Source organism: bacterium, from assembly GCA_013360215.1.
In the GTDB taxonomy this organism is placed as follows: Bacteria; CLD3; CLD3; order SB21; family SB21; genus JABWCP01.
Genome location: JABWCP010000021.1, coordinates 19,913 through 34,410, shown reverse-complemented (window position 1 = coordinate 34,410; position 14,498 = coordinate 19,913). Strand labels below are relative to the sequence as shown.

Here is a 14,498-nt window from a genome sequence, read left to right as displayed (position 1 = left end):
GAAAATATATAGGCATGAATAAGAAAACCCCTTAAGCCGATCGGACTTAAGGGGTTTTTAATAAAATTTAGATGCTATTAAATAACAGCGATTACCTTATAAAAGGTTCTTCTTGCTAAACGTGATCGGCAGTGTTACGGCTACTTTCACCGGCTTATTTTTAAACGTAGCCGGTTCAAATTTGCACTTTAGCACAAAATCGATGGCCGCTTGACCGAAACCAACATTACCGTCTTCTTTTACTACTTCGGCTTTGACCACGTTTCCTTTTTCATCCACGACAGCACGAACTAACGCCACGCCTTCGATACCCGCTTGTTGTGCGGCCTCCGGGTACTTTAGGTTACGTTTAAGAAAATCAGCTCCGCCTTTGAGAAGCGGGCGCGTATCATAAACTGTAAATACGTCGTCGTCGCCTTTTTCTACCTTTTTAAACGGCGGCGGCGGCGGCGGTGGCGTTTCATCAAGATCAATATCCGTGTCATCTATTGTCTCATCGCCGAGGAGCGTTTCCTGGTCCGTAGCAACCGGCACGACCGGGCGGCGCGGCGGCGGCGCATGATGCGAAGCCGTAAGGTCCACGCGTGTTAATTCAATCTGTGTCGGCGTACGTATCTCAGCTTTTGCATATTCGGTAATCGTAACGGTATGCAAAATAATATAAGCAAGAACGATGGTTATGATGACAGAAATATCCATCATCAACGTATAACGATTATTTCGTGATTGATACTGCATAGCTTAATAAATTGCGTTAGAACGCGAATCGGTCCCGTAGTAAATCCGAAGTGCTCCGGCACGACGCAACTGTTCTTGTACGTCCGCCAAAGCGCCCATCGTCAACGATTCGTCCACACGTAGAAAGATAAGCATTTTGTGATCGGCTTCGATTTTCGCGCGGGCCACCGAATATAGCTCTTCCATCGAATTAATCGGATAATCATCAAATACGATACGTTGTTGTTTGTCAATCCAAAGGTAAGATGTATGCGTTTTCGTAGATAATTTTTCGATATTAAATGCAGCCGGAACCTGCACAGGCAGACCGCTGTATTTTTTGATCACGGTAGATACCATAAAGAATAATAAAAGCGAAAAAACAATATCAGACATCGAGGCGCTCGATACCGGCAAAGATTCTATAGGGCGACGTCGAAACTTCATATCAGCGATCAGGCTCCAAAACTGAAATTTTACGAACACCGGCTTCTTTGAGTTGATCCATCACGGCGATAAAATTGCGATACGGCGTTTTGCGTGTCGTTTTTACGGTGACCACCAAACGGTCGTTGGATTCGGCGATGCTTTTGACGAGCGACTGAACCTGCCCCAGAATTACTACTTTCCCATCCAAAACAACCGCACCGGCATCATCCATCGTAATGCTCATGATATTGTTTTTTGGAATTTCTTTAATAGAACCTTCCGGAGGCAATGTCAGGTCAATACCTTTGTCGGTGCCAAACTTTGTAATCACGATAAAAAAAATGATCAAAAGAAAAGCGATATCCGCCATCGAAGCGGTTGAAATTTCAGGAGTATATTTACGTCGTTTTTCGACAAACATAATTTTATAAAATTATTATTACCGTACTTCGTTTTCGAGCAGGTAGTCCACCAGTTCCGACGAACTTTCTTCCATATCAGCCACGATACGATTGATTTTCGCAGTAAAATAATTGAAGAAAAATTGTAAAAGAATCGCCACCATAAGACCGAATAACGTCGTATATAGCGCCGTACGGATACCGTCGGCCACAATCGTAGGTGAAATGTCATTAGCCTTGGCGATCGCATCAAACGCTTCGATCATACCTTGGACCGTACCTGTAAAACCCAAAAGAGGTGCCGCGCCGACAAAAAAACCAAGCCATACCATACCGCGTTCAAGAAACGCCATTTCCACAGCGCCGGCATTAACAATCGCTTTTTCGACATGCTCCACACCTTTACGAGCGCGTAAAAGACCCGCATGAAAAATCAACGCCACGGATCCGCGCTGGCTCGCGCATACTTCCGTCGCACGCTCGACACCGCCTTCATCCAGCGATTGTTTGATTTTGACGAGGAATTGTTTGGTATTGGTCGCCGCGCGCGTCAGCGTTATAAGGCGTTCGATACAAATGGCAAGGCCGCCGATAAAGCATATCAAAATCGGCCACATAAAAAAACCACCATCCGTAAAATAGCCGACCAACGTTTTTTCTTCCATACTCCAAATTCCTCCGGCGATATGTTATATTATCATTTTAGCTTGTGTATTGCGAATGCAGATAAGCGGCTCAATATACCCCGTACCGTCAAAAAGAGCAAAGGTTTTTTCCGATGCCACGGCGTTTTATAATTTGTAATCTACTGATAATGTAACCCGCCGTGTCATACGACCGTACCCCGAAATATCACTGCGTGCCATTTGCCAGTATTTGAAGCCGATATCCATTCGATTTAATCCGTGATACTGTGTGAAAACATACCAGCGCAATCCTTTTCCGGAAAATCGCGTATTGGCAAATGCACCTTCGACATCGTTCTCGTATTCGTACACCGCGGATTTGGAATCCGCGTCAAAGACGCTCACACGACCATACAACGTCCATCGGCGATCGGGTTGAAAACGAACATCTTCATAAATCAAAAGACCCATCTCTGAAGTGCCCGATATGGAAGGTATGGCGTAGTAGGATGTTTCAATCCGTGAACGAAACCGAAACTGCGGCGTTGCAAGCATTTCTATCTGTATGCGCAGACGCTGCACACGTGACGGTTCGACGATGGTAATATCACGTCCTAAAATATCCGTGCTCTGAATCGCATCGTCTTTTTCTTCCCTTTTGTAGAGCATTGTGATGGTCATTGCGCGGGTCAAAGCAAAATCCGCTTGCGTCAGGAAATCGCGCCCGGTTACGGCTGTCGGCACATCGTAGGTGCGCCACGGAAAACGATACAAATCGTAATACGCTTGTATGGTCAGGCGACGACGCCATTCGTATTTCCATCCCGTATAAATGCCTTCTTCATTACGCGTGCGGCCGTTTTGTTCGCCGAAAGCATATCCACGAAGGGAATGAAAGTTTTTGGCGTAATTACGATAAAAAAATACAAACTCCATGTGCGGCCAAAAAAATTGTACGCCGGTATTCCCGGCCTTATCCGCACCGCCGTCCATCGCCCACTCGCCGAAAAAATTGACATGTTCATAGTAATAATCATACGATATACTGCCGACACGATTGCGATGCCCTTCAAAATCATAACGATTGCGTACCGGGTCATTGGGAACAAACCGGCGATTAAACTGATGCGCATAATACGTCGTTCCCAATCGTGTAGCGCTGTTGATTTGATAATCGGCATGGAACCCGCCCAATGTTTCTAAAAGATAATCCCTGCGCCGATTTTCCGATGTCTGGCGATGCAATCCGCTTTCATCCAAACCGCCTGTCGTTCCGTCGGGGTTGCGCGATGCATCAAAGTGTGCATACGAATAAAAACCCGTCAGTTTGAGTGCGCGTAAGAAATCCACATTTTCAAATTGCAATTCGGCGGCCATACCTTGCAAAGCCTGATTCTCTGTTGCTGAAGCAAATGGTTTGATCCCCCCACTTCGGCGTTTTACGCTTTGAATGACTTCGGTACTTTTGGACATCCCGCTCCCGCTCCACAGCGCGACACCCTGGCCAAATTCTAAACGATAATTACCGACCACCGCGCGACGGACTACACCGGCATTTTTTATCTCGGCATAACCGGCCTGATGGTCATTCCATCGTGTTTCGCCGGGATCTTTTTCCATAACCCAAGCGCCGCGTATTTGTGCGTCAGGTAACGCCGCCCATCCCGGTGCATACACGGCAACGGCACGTTCGTACATTTGTAGCGGACCACCTTCATAGCTGCCGTCGCTAAACTCCGGCGCCTTTTCAATTTGGCGTTCGGTACGTTGACGCAATGCAACATCAAGCGGTCTGACCGCGGTATGGCTGTACACGATGAGAAACGGTTGAATTCGTACAAACAATTCCCGTGAAAACCCATCGATCTGCAAAAGTTGCCGGACGGATGTAAAAGGTTGCGCGCGCCGACGATCAACGATCGCTTTGGCCAAGATCGGTGATAATCCGGGTAGTTGTTGCAATTCTTCAATATCCGCGCGGTTAATATCCAAAGGATCACGCCGCCAGTTTTCCAACGCCTCTGAAAATTCGACACCTTCATTCGCCGTCTCCGTCATTGACTCCAAAGCGGATTCGGTACTGCGATCCTGATCGGTATCAATCCACAGCGTATCCTGGCCGACGACGGCGGACGAATAAAAAACTAACGCGATAAAAAAAGAAATACGTTGGAGCAGAACAACCATAGATGATTACCGCAATGACGGTTGAAGCGAGCGCGAGGGTTTTCGGTCAATATGAAAACTGAGAGACAGAGCGTGTGTCATTCCAAGTTCCTGATGCGTATTAAAACCATAATCCAAAACGGCCAATCCTAAATCCAAGCCAAAACCTCCGCAAAAACGGGAAGGATCGGAACCTAAGCCGCTGCGTATGATAAATTTTTCCATAAACGTGTATTCCCCGCCGACACGAATATCGGTGGGATAACGAACATCTTTATACGCATCGGCCATGAGGCGAAAATGATCCATGATTTGAAAACAAGCACCGACTGTAAATGTCTGCGGCAAAACATCTTTTTTTATCGAAGGATGGTTGATATTGCGAACCATCGCACCGACGGTAAGCATGCGCAGCGGGCGAACTAAAATACCAAAATCCAATCCGACGGCTGCCGCCGAGCCTGCATTTTTGATGGCAAGATGGTTATAGTTTATCACAACACCCATCGCCACACGTTCTTTATACACGTTGGCATAAGCCAGACTCAACGTCGTTTCACGATATAAATCGTAACCATATGACTCGGCATTGGCGCTCACATTGCCAAAAAAGTACGGATACGTGAAGTTAAACGTAACGGTTTGAAGTTCGGTAAGGTTGAAAGGGCGTGAAAAAAAGGCTTGTCCCATCGGATTGGCGTTATACCAAAGCCCGGCGGGATTATAATAAAACGCATCTCCACCGAACGCCGCTGCCGTATACGCTCCGCCCATGGCCAAAGGCCGCGCACCTTTTTTGGTGTCAAAGGATGCCAGCGACGGTCTGTACAGAAGCACAAAAACAGTTGTAAGAAAAATTACAAAACGCATAGGTATTTATTTTGGAGGCTTGTGGAAATTAAATGATTCGTTTTGCATTAGCAAGCCGTATAAAATTGCTTGCTTGCAAAACATGGTTTATGCAGATTGCAAACGTGAATAAATTTCCCTACACCGCGATTTTGATCACCGGCGCTTCCAGCGGAATCGGTGAAGCGATAGCCCGAGCGCTGGCAAAACCCGGCTTTCGTTTGATTTTGGTTGCACGTTCGGCCAATGCACTCGAAGCCCATGCGTACGAATTTCGCTCATCCGGTGCAACGGTAGATGTGATCGCGATGGATCTGACATCGGAAAACGCACCGCAACGTTTATTTGACCAAATAAACAAACTTAACATCTGCGTTGATTTGCTGGTAAATAATGCCGGATTCGGCTCATACGGATATTTTCACGAATCCGATATTGCTAAGCAGATGAACATGATTGACCTAAATATCAAAACGCTCGTCCAGCTCACGCATCTTTTTTTACCCGGCATGCTCGTCCAAAATAAAGGCGCCATCCTCAACGTAAGTTCCACGGCAAGTTTCCAACCCGTCCCTTTTATGGCAACGTATGGTGCAACGAAAGCATTTGTCACCCACTTCAGCGTAGCCGTTGCATCGGAATTACGTGACACGCCGATACGAATCATCAGCCTGTGTCCCGGACGAACAAAAACTAATTTTCAACTCTCGGCAGGATCAAACAAAATTCGCATCCGCTCACGCAGTGCTTCCAAAGAATCGGTAGCCGAAGTCGCTTTGGATGCCGTAGTGAATTATAAAAAAATCGCCATCGAAGGACTGGGTAATAAATGTATGACACACTTGCAGCGCCTCTTTCCACGCTTTGTCATTCTTAGTCTTGCACGACGCATTTTTGAACCAAAAAATCCCGCCACATAAGGAGCCGTTTATGCCTGATAAAAAGACAACACGCCGTAAATTTTTGGAAACAACTGGTTTAGTTGCAACAGCCGCGGCGGTAAGCCCCTTTATCCGTTCCGCCGAAGCCGCGATTTCTGCTGTAAGCATAACGGATGCGCCGTTTACATTGCCGACGCTGAGCTATGATTACAAAGCGCTTGAACCGCATATAGATGCCCAGACTATGGAGATCCATCATTCCCGCCATCATAAAGCCTATGTGGATAAGCTCAATGATGCAATTATTCAGGCCAAATTAGATAAACCGGATCTAGATACTTTGATGCGCCATATTTCAAAATATTCGACAGCCATACGAAACAACGGTGGCGGGCATTGGAATCACTCCATGTTTTGGCAAATCATGAAACCGGGGGGTGGCGGTGCACCGAGCGGCGACCTGGCAACTGCGATTAATACCGCCTTTGGAAGCTTTGATGAATTTAAAACTAAATTTAACGCCGCTGCGATGAGTCGATTTGGCTCCGGGTGGGCATGGCTCGTTGTACGCGACGGAAAACTCGAAATCGGCTCGACGCCTAATCAGGATAATCCATTGATGGATGTTTCCGATTTTAAAGGCACGCCGCTCTTGGCTTTGGACGTATGGGAGCACGCTTATTATCTGAAATACCAAAACAAACGCGCCGACTACGTACAAGCCTGGTGGAATCTCATTCACTGGTATGAAGTAACTCGCCGATTCAAAAAAGCGTAACTATGAGCCGAAAAAAAATTGAAACCTCTGAAATTGAGAATCGTCTGAAAGCACTTCTGGATTGGAAGCTTCGCGACGGCAAATTGTATAGAGAATTTATTTTCACAGATTTTGTCGAAGCGTTTCGTTTTATGACGGCAGCGGCTCTTATCGCTGAAAAATTAAATCATCATCCGGACTGGTCCAACGTATATAACCGCGTTCATATTTCACTCTATACGCATGATGCCGGCGGAATTACGGAATTGGATTTTATTTTAGCTGATAAATTAAATACCCTGTTATGATTTTTGCCTTGCGAACGCCCGATTTTATGATAAATTAGTTGATTAGTAATCGGGTATCTCACACCTAAATAAACGTATCTAAATAGTCTATGTCTATTGCACCGCTTCAGGAAGAGCGCCGATCTAACGGCGAAATTCGGAGTCTTGTAAATATTCTCGCGCAACTGGCGGTAGAATCCAATAAATCATCATGGCACTGCATACGTGAAACCTATGCCGATCTTTTGCATTTGTTTCATCAAAACCATGAGGTTCGTGTTTCCGCCCCGTTATTGCGTACGTTTGAAAAAAATCGTCGTACCTTAGAAACCGTATATAATCCTACCTCCGTCACCGGCACACACAAGCAAGGCCCATTGCGCGAGTACTGGAATAAAATAATCCAGATGCGGCCTAAAACGAATGAAAAACCGGTACGCAAAGAAACCGATGAAACGGTTCGCGCAAACTACGCTCAATTTTTAAGACAAAATGTCATTTCTTTGATCGAAGATCAACGCATTCTGGTGTTGCTTTTGGTAGGTCTTTTGAGTCGCCGTCTTCATCATCGCTCCACTTCCGACATCCGCAAAACCATTCAACAATTTGAATCCGATTTGAAGTCGCACCACGCGCGTTCGGATCGGGCTATGAGTATTTTGATCTATTCCTTATGCCAGACCGCGATGCACACCTCGCTGGCGGCTGATTTTGCACAGGGCAGTTTATTGTGCGAGCGCGCTATTGAGCTGTTCCGGTTACTACCGGATTATCCGCGCCTGCGCAACGAACTGCACCTACAACTTCAGGAGGCACTGCGCGTTTCGACAGAACGTGTCGTCAATCGCCTTCAGGAAAAAGTGTTGGATGAGGAAATCGAAATCATTGAAGATTTGGCTTCCAAACTTTCCAATCCTGAGTTGGTTGCTTATGTCATGCCTCAGTTAGTATTTTTTCTGCTTCGCGGCCAGCGCTACGAAGAATGTTTATCCCGCATGGATGGTGTTCTGCAAACAGTTACTGAAAACAAGGAATTTGTAGATTATATATCGGCCATTACGATCGGTCATTACTGGTGCGATGCTTTACTCAAGGCCGAACGTTATTCACGCGGCGAAGTCAATTTTAGTTTTATTGAACGCGAAAAAGACAATTTTGCTCGCGTGCTTGACGTCGTAAAAACAGCGCGCGTCCCGGACCTGGGCGATGAAACGCTGTATAATGTTGAAATCGAAAAGCTGGCGGTATCCTTAAGTCACCTGGGCACGCTCTATTTTCAAACAGGAAATATACCTCAAGCATCCGCATGCTACACACTTAGTTTTGAAAATATCCTGCTTAAAAAGTGCAGCCGAAACAGGGACTCCGTGGATGAAATCATGGACCGTTACAAAGATACCTTGTTTCACCCTCTTAATACGGCCCCGCCGGAAGCTCATCCCCTTATTGCCATGCTTGCGGCAGAAAAGGGATTTGATTTTTTAAGGGATACGCAAGTTGAAAAAATGAAAAACGAAGGTAAGGATGCGGGCGAGCCTATTTATTACGATGACCTTATCAACGCACAAAAAGAATTGATAGCCGATTTGATGGATGCTACAAAAAATAAAATCAAACATCCGTTTTCTGCTAAGTTCTCGTCGTACAAACCTTTCGTCGAAAGCGAATTTGCCCGCATTGTCGGCAAAATGAAGATTAATTTAGAAGCGATATAACATCAGGTAGATAACAACTCCGCTCACCGATACGAATATCCACACCGGCCAGACCCACCGCATTAGTCTTTTGTGTTTCGAAAACTCTCCGATCCATGCATAATGAACGGCGCTGATAATAAAAGGCGACATAATTGCGGCCAGTATAATGTGTGGCACTAAAATGACGAAATATACCGGCCTTGTCCAATCGTAATACGGATAAGGAACCGAACCAACCTGATAATGATAAATCAGATAGCACGTGAGAAAAAGCGCTGACGAAATAAGCGCCGTGACCATATAGCGTTTATGCTGAACACGATCTTTTTTTCGGATAGCTATGTATCCCAACGTAAGAAACACGGTGCTCACGGAATTGAGTATGGCATTGATAAATGGTAAATCAGCGGCGTTCATGATGGCATCTCTCTCACAAGTTCACGGATATGTGTTTTGAGTATAGTCAGACTTGCAGGTTCTTCGCTGCTATAGTAACCTCTTATTCGACCCAAGTGATCCACTAAAATCAGTTTCGTGCTATGGAGTGTCGGTGCTCCGCTTCCCACCATGAAAACATTTTCCGACAGATGCTCTACACTTTTCAGATCGCCACGCAAAAAAGACCAGCGATTGTCGTTTACGTTGAATGACGATGCATAATTACGAAGTGCCGCCAGCGAATCCCGATCCGGATCTATCGTGACCGACACGAACCGTACGGGGTTATTCCCCGCAAAAGCGCGATACAGCTCGGCTACACGGGCATTCATCGCCGGGCACGGCCCCGCACACGTTGCGAAGAAAAAATTGACAACGGTGATGTGCCCCTTGAACTGTTCGTTTGTAAAAGCTTCACCGCTTCGTTCGGTCATGGCAAACGGCGTCACTTCGGCATACACCGGCAAATCGCTCTGCGATTCTTTGGCTTTATAAATAACGATGGCCGAAATAAGCATGAGCACAAAAAAACCGATGCTTAAACGCATAATCAGATTCGTATTCATACCGTTTTCCTCTCAGAAGATTGATTATCGCGGCGCCATGCGGCATAAAAGATCACCAATAACCCGATCTGAAAACTGGATATCCAAAGATGCACGATTTGCAAAAGCGGCGGACGATCCATCGTTACCAGAAGCACACCGATGAACAACTGGGTGATCATCAGCAAGAGGCCGATATTTGAAATCGTAACGATATAGGCCGGGATCTGCGTGCGCACGCGCTGTATTTGTTCGTGAAAAAGCCAGGTCGCTCCTACGATGATCACACCGACGACACCGTGAATATAGCTGACATAATTCGATTGGCGCATAAGTTCGGCTTCGTTCATCAACGGAAATGCATTTGCCAATACTTCCAATGCACCTCGTACTTCCGTTCCAAGTAAAATTTGTAGGAGATTGACAACCCACATAATCTTTATCCAACCGAAAACAGAACGATATACGGTATCGCTGATGTTCTTTATTTCTTGTTCAGGTTTATATGCGCGGAAAGTGACGTAAACCATCAGACTGATGATCAAAAGCGCCAAAGCAAAATGGATGGAGATGATATGCGGATTGAGTTGGGACTTGACGACACGACTCCCCTGCCATCCTTGGAAAGCCACCAAAATCGCTGCCGCAACCGACGCTGTCAAAATACGTTTGTCATGCCGGTAATGTTTTATCGCAAGCCAAGCCGTGCCGGCAATAAGAAAGCCTATCGTAACACCGACAACACGATTGCCGTATTCGATCCATGCCAATGTCATATTAAAAAGACTGGGGTCAATATGGGAAGGGATTTGATCTACACTGGTCGGTGGAAACCAATGACCAAAACATTGAGGCCAGTCCGGACATCCCAGACCGGCCCCTGAAACTCGTACCAAACCGCCAACGAAAATCAGTACGTACGTGGCGATGGTTGAAAATAAGGCAAATTGCCGAAATCGGTTCAAATCAAATCGCTTTCACGGATCCTATTAATGTCCGCTATGCGCCGTAGAATCTTTCTTGACGGGCATATTATCATAGATGATCGCTTTGGACTTGATGGGTTTACCTACTTGTTCATAGATATCATCACGTCGCAACGTATCATACATGGTGAATACAATAAATATGGCTAAAAATACAATCGAGCCTGCAAACACCGTAGCATACAATTTATTATCGTACAAAAGATGCATGAAAATAAAAGCCACTAAAAGTGCTTTTACTACTGCGACGGACATCGCCACGATCAAATTCCATTCGCCAAAGTGAAACTGGGCGATCCATACCGTCAATGCCGTGAGTGCTATCAGCGCGCTAAAAACGCCAAGATACGTACTCAGTGGTATAATATGTTCTTTATGTTGTTCGTTGCTCATGACCTCATCCTATCAAATAAAAGAGTGGGAAAAGGAAAATCCAAATCAAATCCACAAGGTGCCAGAAAAGACCCGTCATTTCGATCGGCGTGTAATATTCCGATGAAAACGCACCTTTACTGGTTTTATACATAAGCCAGGCAATCAAAATCATACCAATCATTACGTGAATACCGTGCAACCCGGTCATCGCAAAATAAATGCTGAAGAAAATATGCGGATTGGATGCATTGATACCGTCAAACGTATAAAACTTTCCGGGTAATTGGCCGAGGTGAATTTTATGCGTGTACTCAAAGTACTTGATCACCATAAATGTTCCTGCGAACAAAAATGTCAGCAGAAGCATGGTGATCGTACCTTTTTTGTCATTGAGTTGCATATTGCGAATGGCCAACGCCATCGTGAGAGAACTCGTGATCAGAACGATCGTATTGATCGTGCCCATCGTGACATTGAGCTGCTGATGAGCAATAGAAAACATTTCCGGATACCATGCGCGATAAATCGCGTACGCACAAAAAAGGCCTCCGAAGGTCAAAACTTCCGTCAGCAGAAAGAACCACATGCCGAGTTTGGCGGATTCCTTTTGCTGCTCCACATCACTAAAGTGATGCGCCAGATGCGCCGGATGAGCGGCTGAATGTTGACTTGACATAGTTACCTGTTATCGTTAAAAAAAATTATACTTTCGCTTTTGGGATATTCGGTTCATATGTGATTTCCGCCTTGACCTTGTCATAGTCGTACGGGCCATTGACAGCGATCGGCGTCTGATCAAAATTATGATGCGGCGGCGGTGAACTCGTGGTCCATTCCAATGTCAGAGCGCCCCAAGGATTATTACCCGACGGTTTGCCTTTGAATATGGAGTGAATTAAATAAAACGCCATGATCAAAAATCCTGCTCCGATCACAAACGCACCGATGGACGAAAAACCGTGCAACGAAGTGAATTGATCTTGGTATGTCCAGTAACGACGCGGCATACCGCGGGAACCCATAACAAATTGAGTAAAGAAGGTCAAATTGAAGCCGATGAAAACCAACAATACGGAAATGCGTGCCCAGAATTCATTGTACATGCGACCCCAGATTTTGGGCCACCAGTAGTGCAAGCCGCCCATCAGCGCCATCACCGTACCGCCCATCATCACGTAGTGAAAGTGCGCCACGACGAAGTACGTATCATGTAAATGGATATCCACAGACAGCGTTCCCAAGAAAATACCGGTAAGGCCGCCGATCGTAAATAAGAATAAAAATGAAAATGTCCACAGCATCGGCGCTGAAAAACTGATTGAGCCTTTATACATCGTCGTAAGCCAATTGAATATCTTAATACCCGACGGCACACCGACGAAGAACGTAAGGAACGAGAAAATCACGGCCGACAATTCCGATTGCCCGCTGACAAACATGTGGTGTCCCCATACGAGGAAAGACAACAGCGCTATCGCCAATGACGAAAACGCTACGAAACGATAACCGAACATGTTTTTATGCGAGAACGCAGCCACCAGTTCCGAAATGATCGCCATACCCGGCAAGATCATAATGTATACGGCAGGATGCGAATAGAACCAGAAGAAGTGCTGAAATAACACCGGATCACCGCCCATAGCCGGATCAAAAATACCGATATGCCACATTTTTTCCAACATGAGGAGAACGACCGTGATCGCAAGCACCGGCGTAGCCAATACCTGAATCAATGCCGTCGCATAAATACCCCATACCATCAAAGGCATTTTGAACCATGTCATGCCCGGCGCACGCAGTTTGTGTACCGTGACGATAAAATTAAGACCGGTAAAAATGGACGAGAAACCAAGGATCAATACGGCGGTCGTCATAGAAATAACAGACGTATTACTGGTATTGCTATACGGTGTATAAAATGTCCAACCTGTATCCACGCCGCCGGTAATCATCGAATAAATAGCAAACATCGAACCGGCAAGATATACGTACCAACTTGCTAAATTGAGACGCGGGAACGCTACGTCTTTTGCACCAATCTGCAACGGCAGAATGATATTACCGATAATTGCGGGAATTGACGGCACGATAAAAAGAAACACCATCACGGCACCGTGCAGTGTAAACATTTTATTGTAAGCGTCTTTGCCCATGATGTCTTCGCCCGGACTCATCAGTTCGAGGCGTACAAGCAATGCGAATACACCGCCGATAAAGAACATCGTCATGATACCAAAAAGGTACATCACCCCGATGCGCTTGTGATCCAGCGTCAACAACCAAGACTTCAACCCTTTCGGGCTGTTTAAAAAGTGATGCTCAGGCATCCCTGTAGACGCTGAACTCACATTTTTTTCCGTCACTGTCGCAGACATATTAATTACCTTCTATTTAAGAGTTTTGATATAAGCGATGATCGCGTCAATCTCACGGTCTTTCAGAATGCCTTGGTACGTCGGCATCACCGGTTGATAACCGGCCACGATTTTGGCTTGCGGGTTTAGTATGGATTCACGCAAATAATTTTCATCAACCGTCACGCTCGAGCCGTCGGTCATTTTTTCGGGTTTACCAAAGATCGCTTTCCAACTGGGACCTGAACCGGGTTTACCGTCCAAGCTATGGCATGTAATACATGCTTTGGTTGTATACAGTTTTTCACCGTAGGCTTCGGGAGTCAAGCCTTCGCCCGGATTGCTATTGGCTTCGAGCCATTTATTGTAATCTGTTTCACTTACCGCAATTACTTTGCCAATCATTTCCGAATGGCTCGTACCGCAATATTCGGTACACTGAATCAAGAATGTATCGGCTTGCGTCGCTTCAAACCATATGATGGAATAGCGGTTGGGCAATACGTCGCGTTTGGTACGAAATTCTGCAACATAAAAACTATGGATTACATCTTTGGAGGACATCAGAAGTTTGACCGGTTTTCCGACCGGGATGACAATGTCGTTTACCGTCGTAGCACCGGAAGGATAATCAAAAGACCAAAACCATTTTTGTCCGGTCGCTTTGATTTCAAGCGCATCCTTCGGAACCACATTCATCTTCATGTAGCCGCGAAAACCCAACACGAAAACCACGAGGCACAAAATCGTCGGAATCACGGTCCACGTGATTTCCAGCGTATTATTATGCGCTGCAGGTTCGGTCATTTCATGCGCTTTACGTTTGTATTTAAACGCAAAGTAAGTCATCGCGCCGACGACAGCCACAAAGAAAAAGACAGAACAGTAATAAATGAAATAGAAGAGACTGTCAATCTCATGCGCAACCGTCGAATGCGCGGGTGGCATCCAAAAATCATTCATACGATCGTTTTCCTTTAATTATAGGAT

General features: G+C 45.8%; 17 protein-coding genes. 4 read left to right on the top strand and 13 right to left on the bottom strand.

The annotated features are described in order from the left end of the window. Positions 1 to 96: 96 nt before the first annotated feature. The 6 genes from HUU58_12050 to HUU58_12025 form a co-directional block, all read right to left on the bottom strand. A complete protein-coding gene (locus HUU58_12050) occupies positions 97 to 738 on the bottom strand; it encodes an energy transducer TonB (protein ID NUN46403.1) in 642 nt (213 codons plus the stop codon). Positions 739 to 741: 3 nt separating this feature from the next. Next, positions 742 to 1,164 (bottom strand): biopolymer transporter ExbD, encoded by a 423-nt coding sequence (locus tag HUU58_12045; GenBank protein ID NUN46402.1) that lies wholly within the window; start codon positions 1,162 to 1,164, stop codon positions 742 to 744. A 1-nt stretch (position 1,165) separates the two neighbouring features. Continuing rightward, entirely contained in the window at positions 1,166 to 1,567 is a 402-nt protein-coding gene (locus HUU58_12040) for a biopolymer transporter ExbD (GenBank protein NUN46401.1), read from the bottom strand. Between the two features lie 18 nt (positions 1,568 to 1,585). Next, positions 1,586 to 2,212 carry a MotA/TolQ/ExbB proton channel family protein gene (locus HUU58_12035; protein ID NUN46400.1) on the bottom strand — a complete coding sequence of 209 codons (627 nt, stop codon included), beginning with the start codon at positions 2,210 to 2,212 and terminating at the stop codon, positions 1,586 to 1,588. A gap of 126 nt (positions 2,213 to 2,338) precedes the next feature. Next, positions 2,339 to 4,360, bottom strand: a complete 2,022-nt coding sequence (locus tag HUU58_12030; GenBank protein ID NUN46399.1) for a helix-hairpin-helix domain-containing protein — start codon at positions 4,358 to 4,360, stop codon at positions 2,339 to 2,341. Positions 4,361 to 4,366: 6 nt separating this feature from the next. Then, positions 4,367 to 5,209, bottom strand: a complete 843-nt coding sequence (locus HUU58_12025) for a hypothetical protein (GenBank protein NUN46398.1) — start codon at positions 5,207 to 5,209, stop codon at positions 4,367 to 4,369. A 104-nt stretch (positions 5,210 to 5,313) separates the two neighbouring features. On the opposite strand from HUU58_12025, the gene HUU58_12020 reads away from it, so the two are divergent. The 4 genes from HUU58_12020 to HUU58_12005 all read left to right on the top strand — a co-directional run bounded on the left by HUU58_12020 (position 5,314) and on the right by HUU58_12005 (position 8,828). Beyond that, a complete protein-coding gene (locus HUU58_12020; GenBank protein ID NUN46397.1) occupies positions 5,314 to 6,108 on the top strand; it encodes an SDR family oxidoreductase in 795 nt (264 codons plus the stop codon). A gap of 10 nt (positions 6,109 to 6,118) precedes the next feature. Then, a complete protein-coding gene (locus HUU58_12015; protein ID NUN46396.1) occupies positions 6,119 to 6,847 on the top strand; it encodes a superoxide dismutase in 729 nt (242 codons plus the stop codon). 2 nt (positions 6,848 to 6,849) lie between these two features. Further along, positions 6,850 to 7,134: a 4a-hydroxytetrahydrobiopterin dehydratase gene (locus HUU58_12010; GenBank protein ID NUN46395.1), complete on the top strand. Its 285-nt coding sequence runs from the start codon at positions 6,850 to 6,852 to the stop codon at positions 7,132 to 7,134. A gap of 89 nt (positions 7,135 to 7,223) precedes the next feature. Further along, positions 7,224 to 8,828 carry a hypothetical protein gene (locus HUU58_12005; GenBank protein ID NUN46394.1) on the top strand — a complete coding sequence of 535 codons (1,605 nt, stop codon included), beginning with the start codon at positions 7,224 to 7,226 and terminating at the stop codon, positions 8,826 to 8,828. On the opposite strand, the gene HUU58_12000 is transcribed toward HUU58_12005, so the two are convergent. From HUU58_12000 to coxB, 7 genes are read right to left on the bottom strand one after another with little or no spacing between them, the layout of a single operon-like run. Next, the gene (locus HUU58_12000; protein NUN46393.1) at positions 8,814 to 9,227 is read right to left on the bottom strand and encodes a DUF420 domain-containing protein; all 414 of its coding nucleotides are present in this window, start codon (positions 9,225 to 9,227) and stop codon (positions 8,814 to 8,816) included. The genes HUU58_12005 and HUU58_12000 overlap by 15 nt on opposite strands. Beyond that, positions 9,224 to 9,814: an SCO family protein gene (locus HUU58_11995; GenBank protein ID NUN46392.1), complete on the bottom strand. Its 591-nt coding sequence runs from the start codon at positions 9,812 to 9,814 to the stop codon at positions 9,224 to 9,226. Before HUU58_11995 ends, HUU58_12000 begins: the two co-directional genes overlap by 4 nt. Beyond that, on the bottom strand, positions 9,811 to 10,758 hold the full coding sequence (locus tag HUU58_11990; GenBank protein NUN46391.1) for a COX15/CtaA family protein: 948 nt from the start codon (positions 10,756 to 10,758) through the stop codon (positions 9,811 to 9,813). The genes HUU58_11995 and HUU58_11990 overlap by 4 nt, the downstream gene beginning before the upstream one ends. 24 nt (positions 10,759 to 10,782) lie before the next feature. Further along, entirely contained in the window at positions 10,783 to 11,172 is a 390-nt protein-coding gene (locus tag HUU58_11985) for a cytochrome C oxidase subunit IV family protein (protein ID NUN46390.1), read from the bottom strand. A gap of 4 nt (positions 11,173 to 11,176) precedes the next feature. After that, positions 11,177 to 11,830, bottom strand: a complete 654-nt coding sequence (locus HUU58_11980; GenBank protein NUN46389.1) for a cytochrome c oxidase subunit 3 family protein — start codon at positions 11,828 to 11,830, stop codon at positions 11,177 to 11,179. 25 nt (positions 11,831 to 11,855) lie between these two features. Continuing rightward, on the bottom strand, positions 11,856 to 13,529 hold the full coding sequence (gene ctaD / locus HUU58_11975) for a cytochrome c oxidase subunit I (GenBank protein ID NUN46388.1): 1,674 nt from the start codon (positions 13,527 to 13,529) through the stop codon (positions 11,856 to 11,858). A gap of 12 nt (positions 13,530 to 13,541) precedes the next feature. After that, positions 13,542 to 14,471: a cytochrome c oxidase subunit II gene (coxB, locus tag HUU58_11970; GenBank protein ID NUN46387.1), complete on the bottom strand. Its 930-nt coding sequence runs from the start codon at positions 14,469 to 14,471 to the stop codon at positions 13,542 to 13,544. Between the last annotated feature and the right edge of the window lie 27 nt (positions 14,472 to 14,498).

What these genes read in the sequence shown, in the direction of transcription:
- HUU58_12030 (NUN46399.1), bottom strand. Translation starts at nt 4,360, where the DNA reads ATGGTTGTTCTGCTCCAACGTATTTCTTTTTTTATCGCGTTAGTTTTT.
- coxB (NUN46387.1), bottom strand. Translation starts at nt 14,471, where the DNA reads ATGAATGATTTTTGGATGCCACCCGCGCATTCGACGGTTGCGCATGAG.
- HUU58_12025 (NUN46398.1), bottom strand. Translation starts at nt 5,209, where the DNA reads ATGCGTTTTGTAATTTTTCTTACAACTGTTTTTGTGCTTCTGTACAGA.
- HUU58_12045 (NUN46402.1), bottom strand. Translation starts at nt 1,164, where the DNA reads ATGAAGTTTCGACGTCGCCCTATAGAATCTTTGCCGGTATCGAGCGCC.
- HUU58_12050 (NUN46403.1), bottom strand. Translation starts at nt 738, where the DNA reads ATGCAGTATCAATCACGAAATAATCGTTATACGTTGATGATGGATATT.
- HUU58_12005 (NUN46394.1), top strand. Translation starts at nt 7,224, where the DNA reads ATGTCTATTGCACCGCTTCAGGAAGAGCGCCGATCTAACGGCGAAATT.
- HUU58_11985 (NUN46390.1), bottom strand. Translation starts at nt 11,172, where the DNA reads ATGAGCAACGAACAACATAAAGAACATATTATACCACTGAGTACGTAT.
- HUU58_12010 (NUN46395.1), top strand. Translation starts at nt 6,850, where the DNA reads ATGAGCCGAAAAAAAATTGAAACCTCTGAAATTGAGAATCGTCTGAAA.
- HUU58_12000 (NUN46393.1), bottom strand. Translation starts at nt 9,227, where the DNA reads ATGAACGCCGCTGATTTACCATTTATCAATGCCATACTCAATTCCGTG.
- HUU58_12040 (NUN46401.1), bottom strand. Translation starts at nt 1,567, where the DNA reads ATGTTTGTCGAAAAACGACGTAAATATACTCCTGAAATTTCAACCGCT.
- HUU58_11995 (NUN46392.1), bottom strand. Translation starts at nt 9,814, where the DNA reads ATGAATACGAATCTGATTATGCGTTTAAGCATCGGTTTTTTTGTGCTC.
- ctaD (NUN46388.1), bottom strand. Translation starts at nt 13,529, where the DNA reads ATGTCTGCGACAGTGACGGAAAAAAATGTGAGTTCAGCGTCTACAGGG.
- HUU58_12035 (NUN46400.1), bottom strand. Translation starts at nt 2,212, where the DNA reads ATGGAAGAAAAAACGTTGGTCGGCTATTTTACGGATGGTGGTTTTTTT.
- HUU58_11980 (NUN46389.1), bottom strand. Translation starts at nt 11,830, where the DNA reads ATGTCAAGTCAACATTCAGCCGCTCATCCGGCGCATCTGGCGCATCAC.
- HUU58_12015 (NUN46396.1), top strand. Translation starts at nt 6,119, where the DNA reads ATGCCTGATAAAAAGACAACACGCCGTAAATTTTTGGAAACAACTGGT.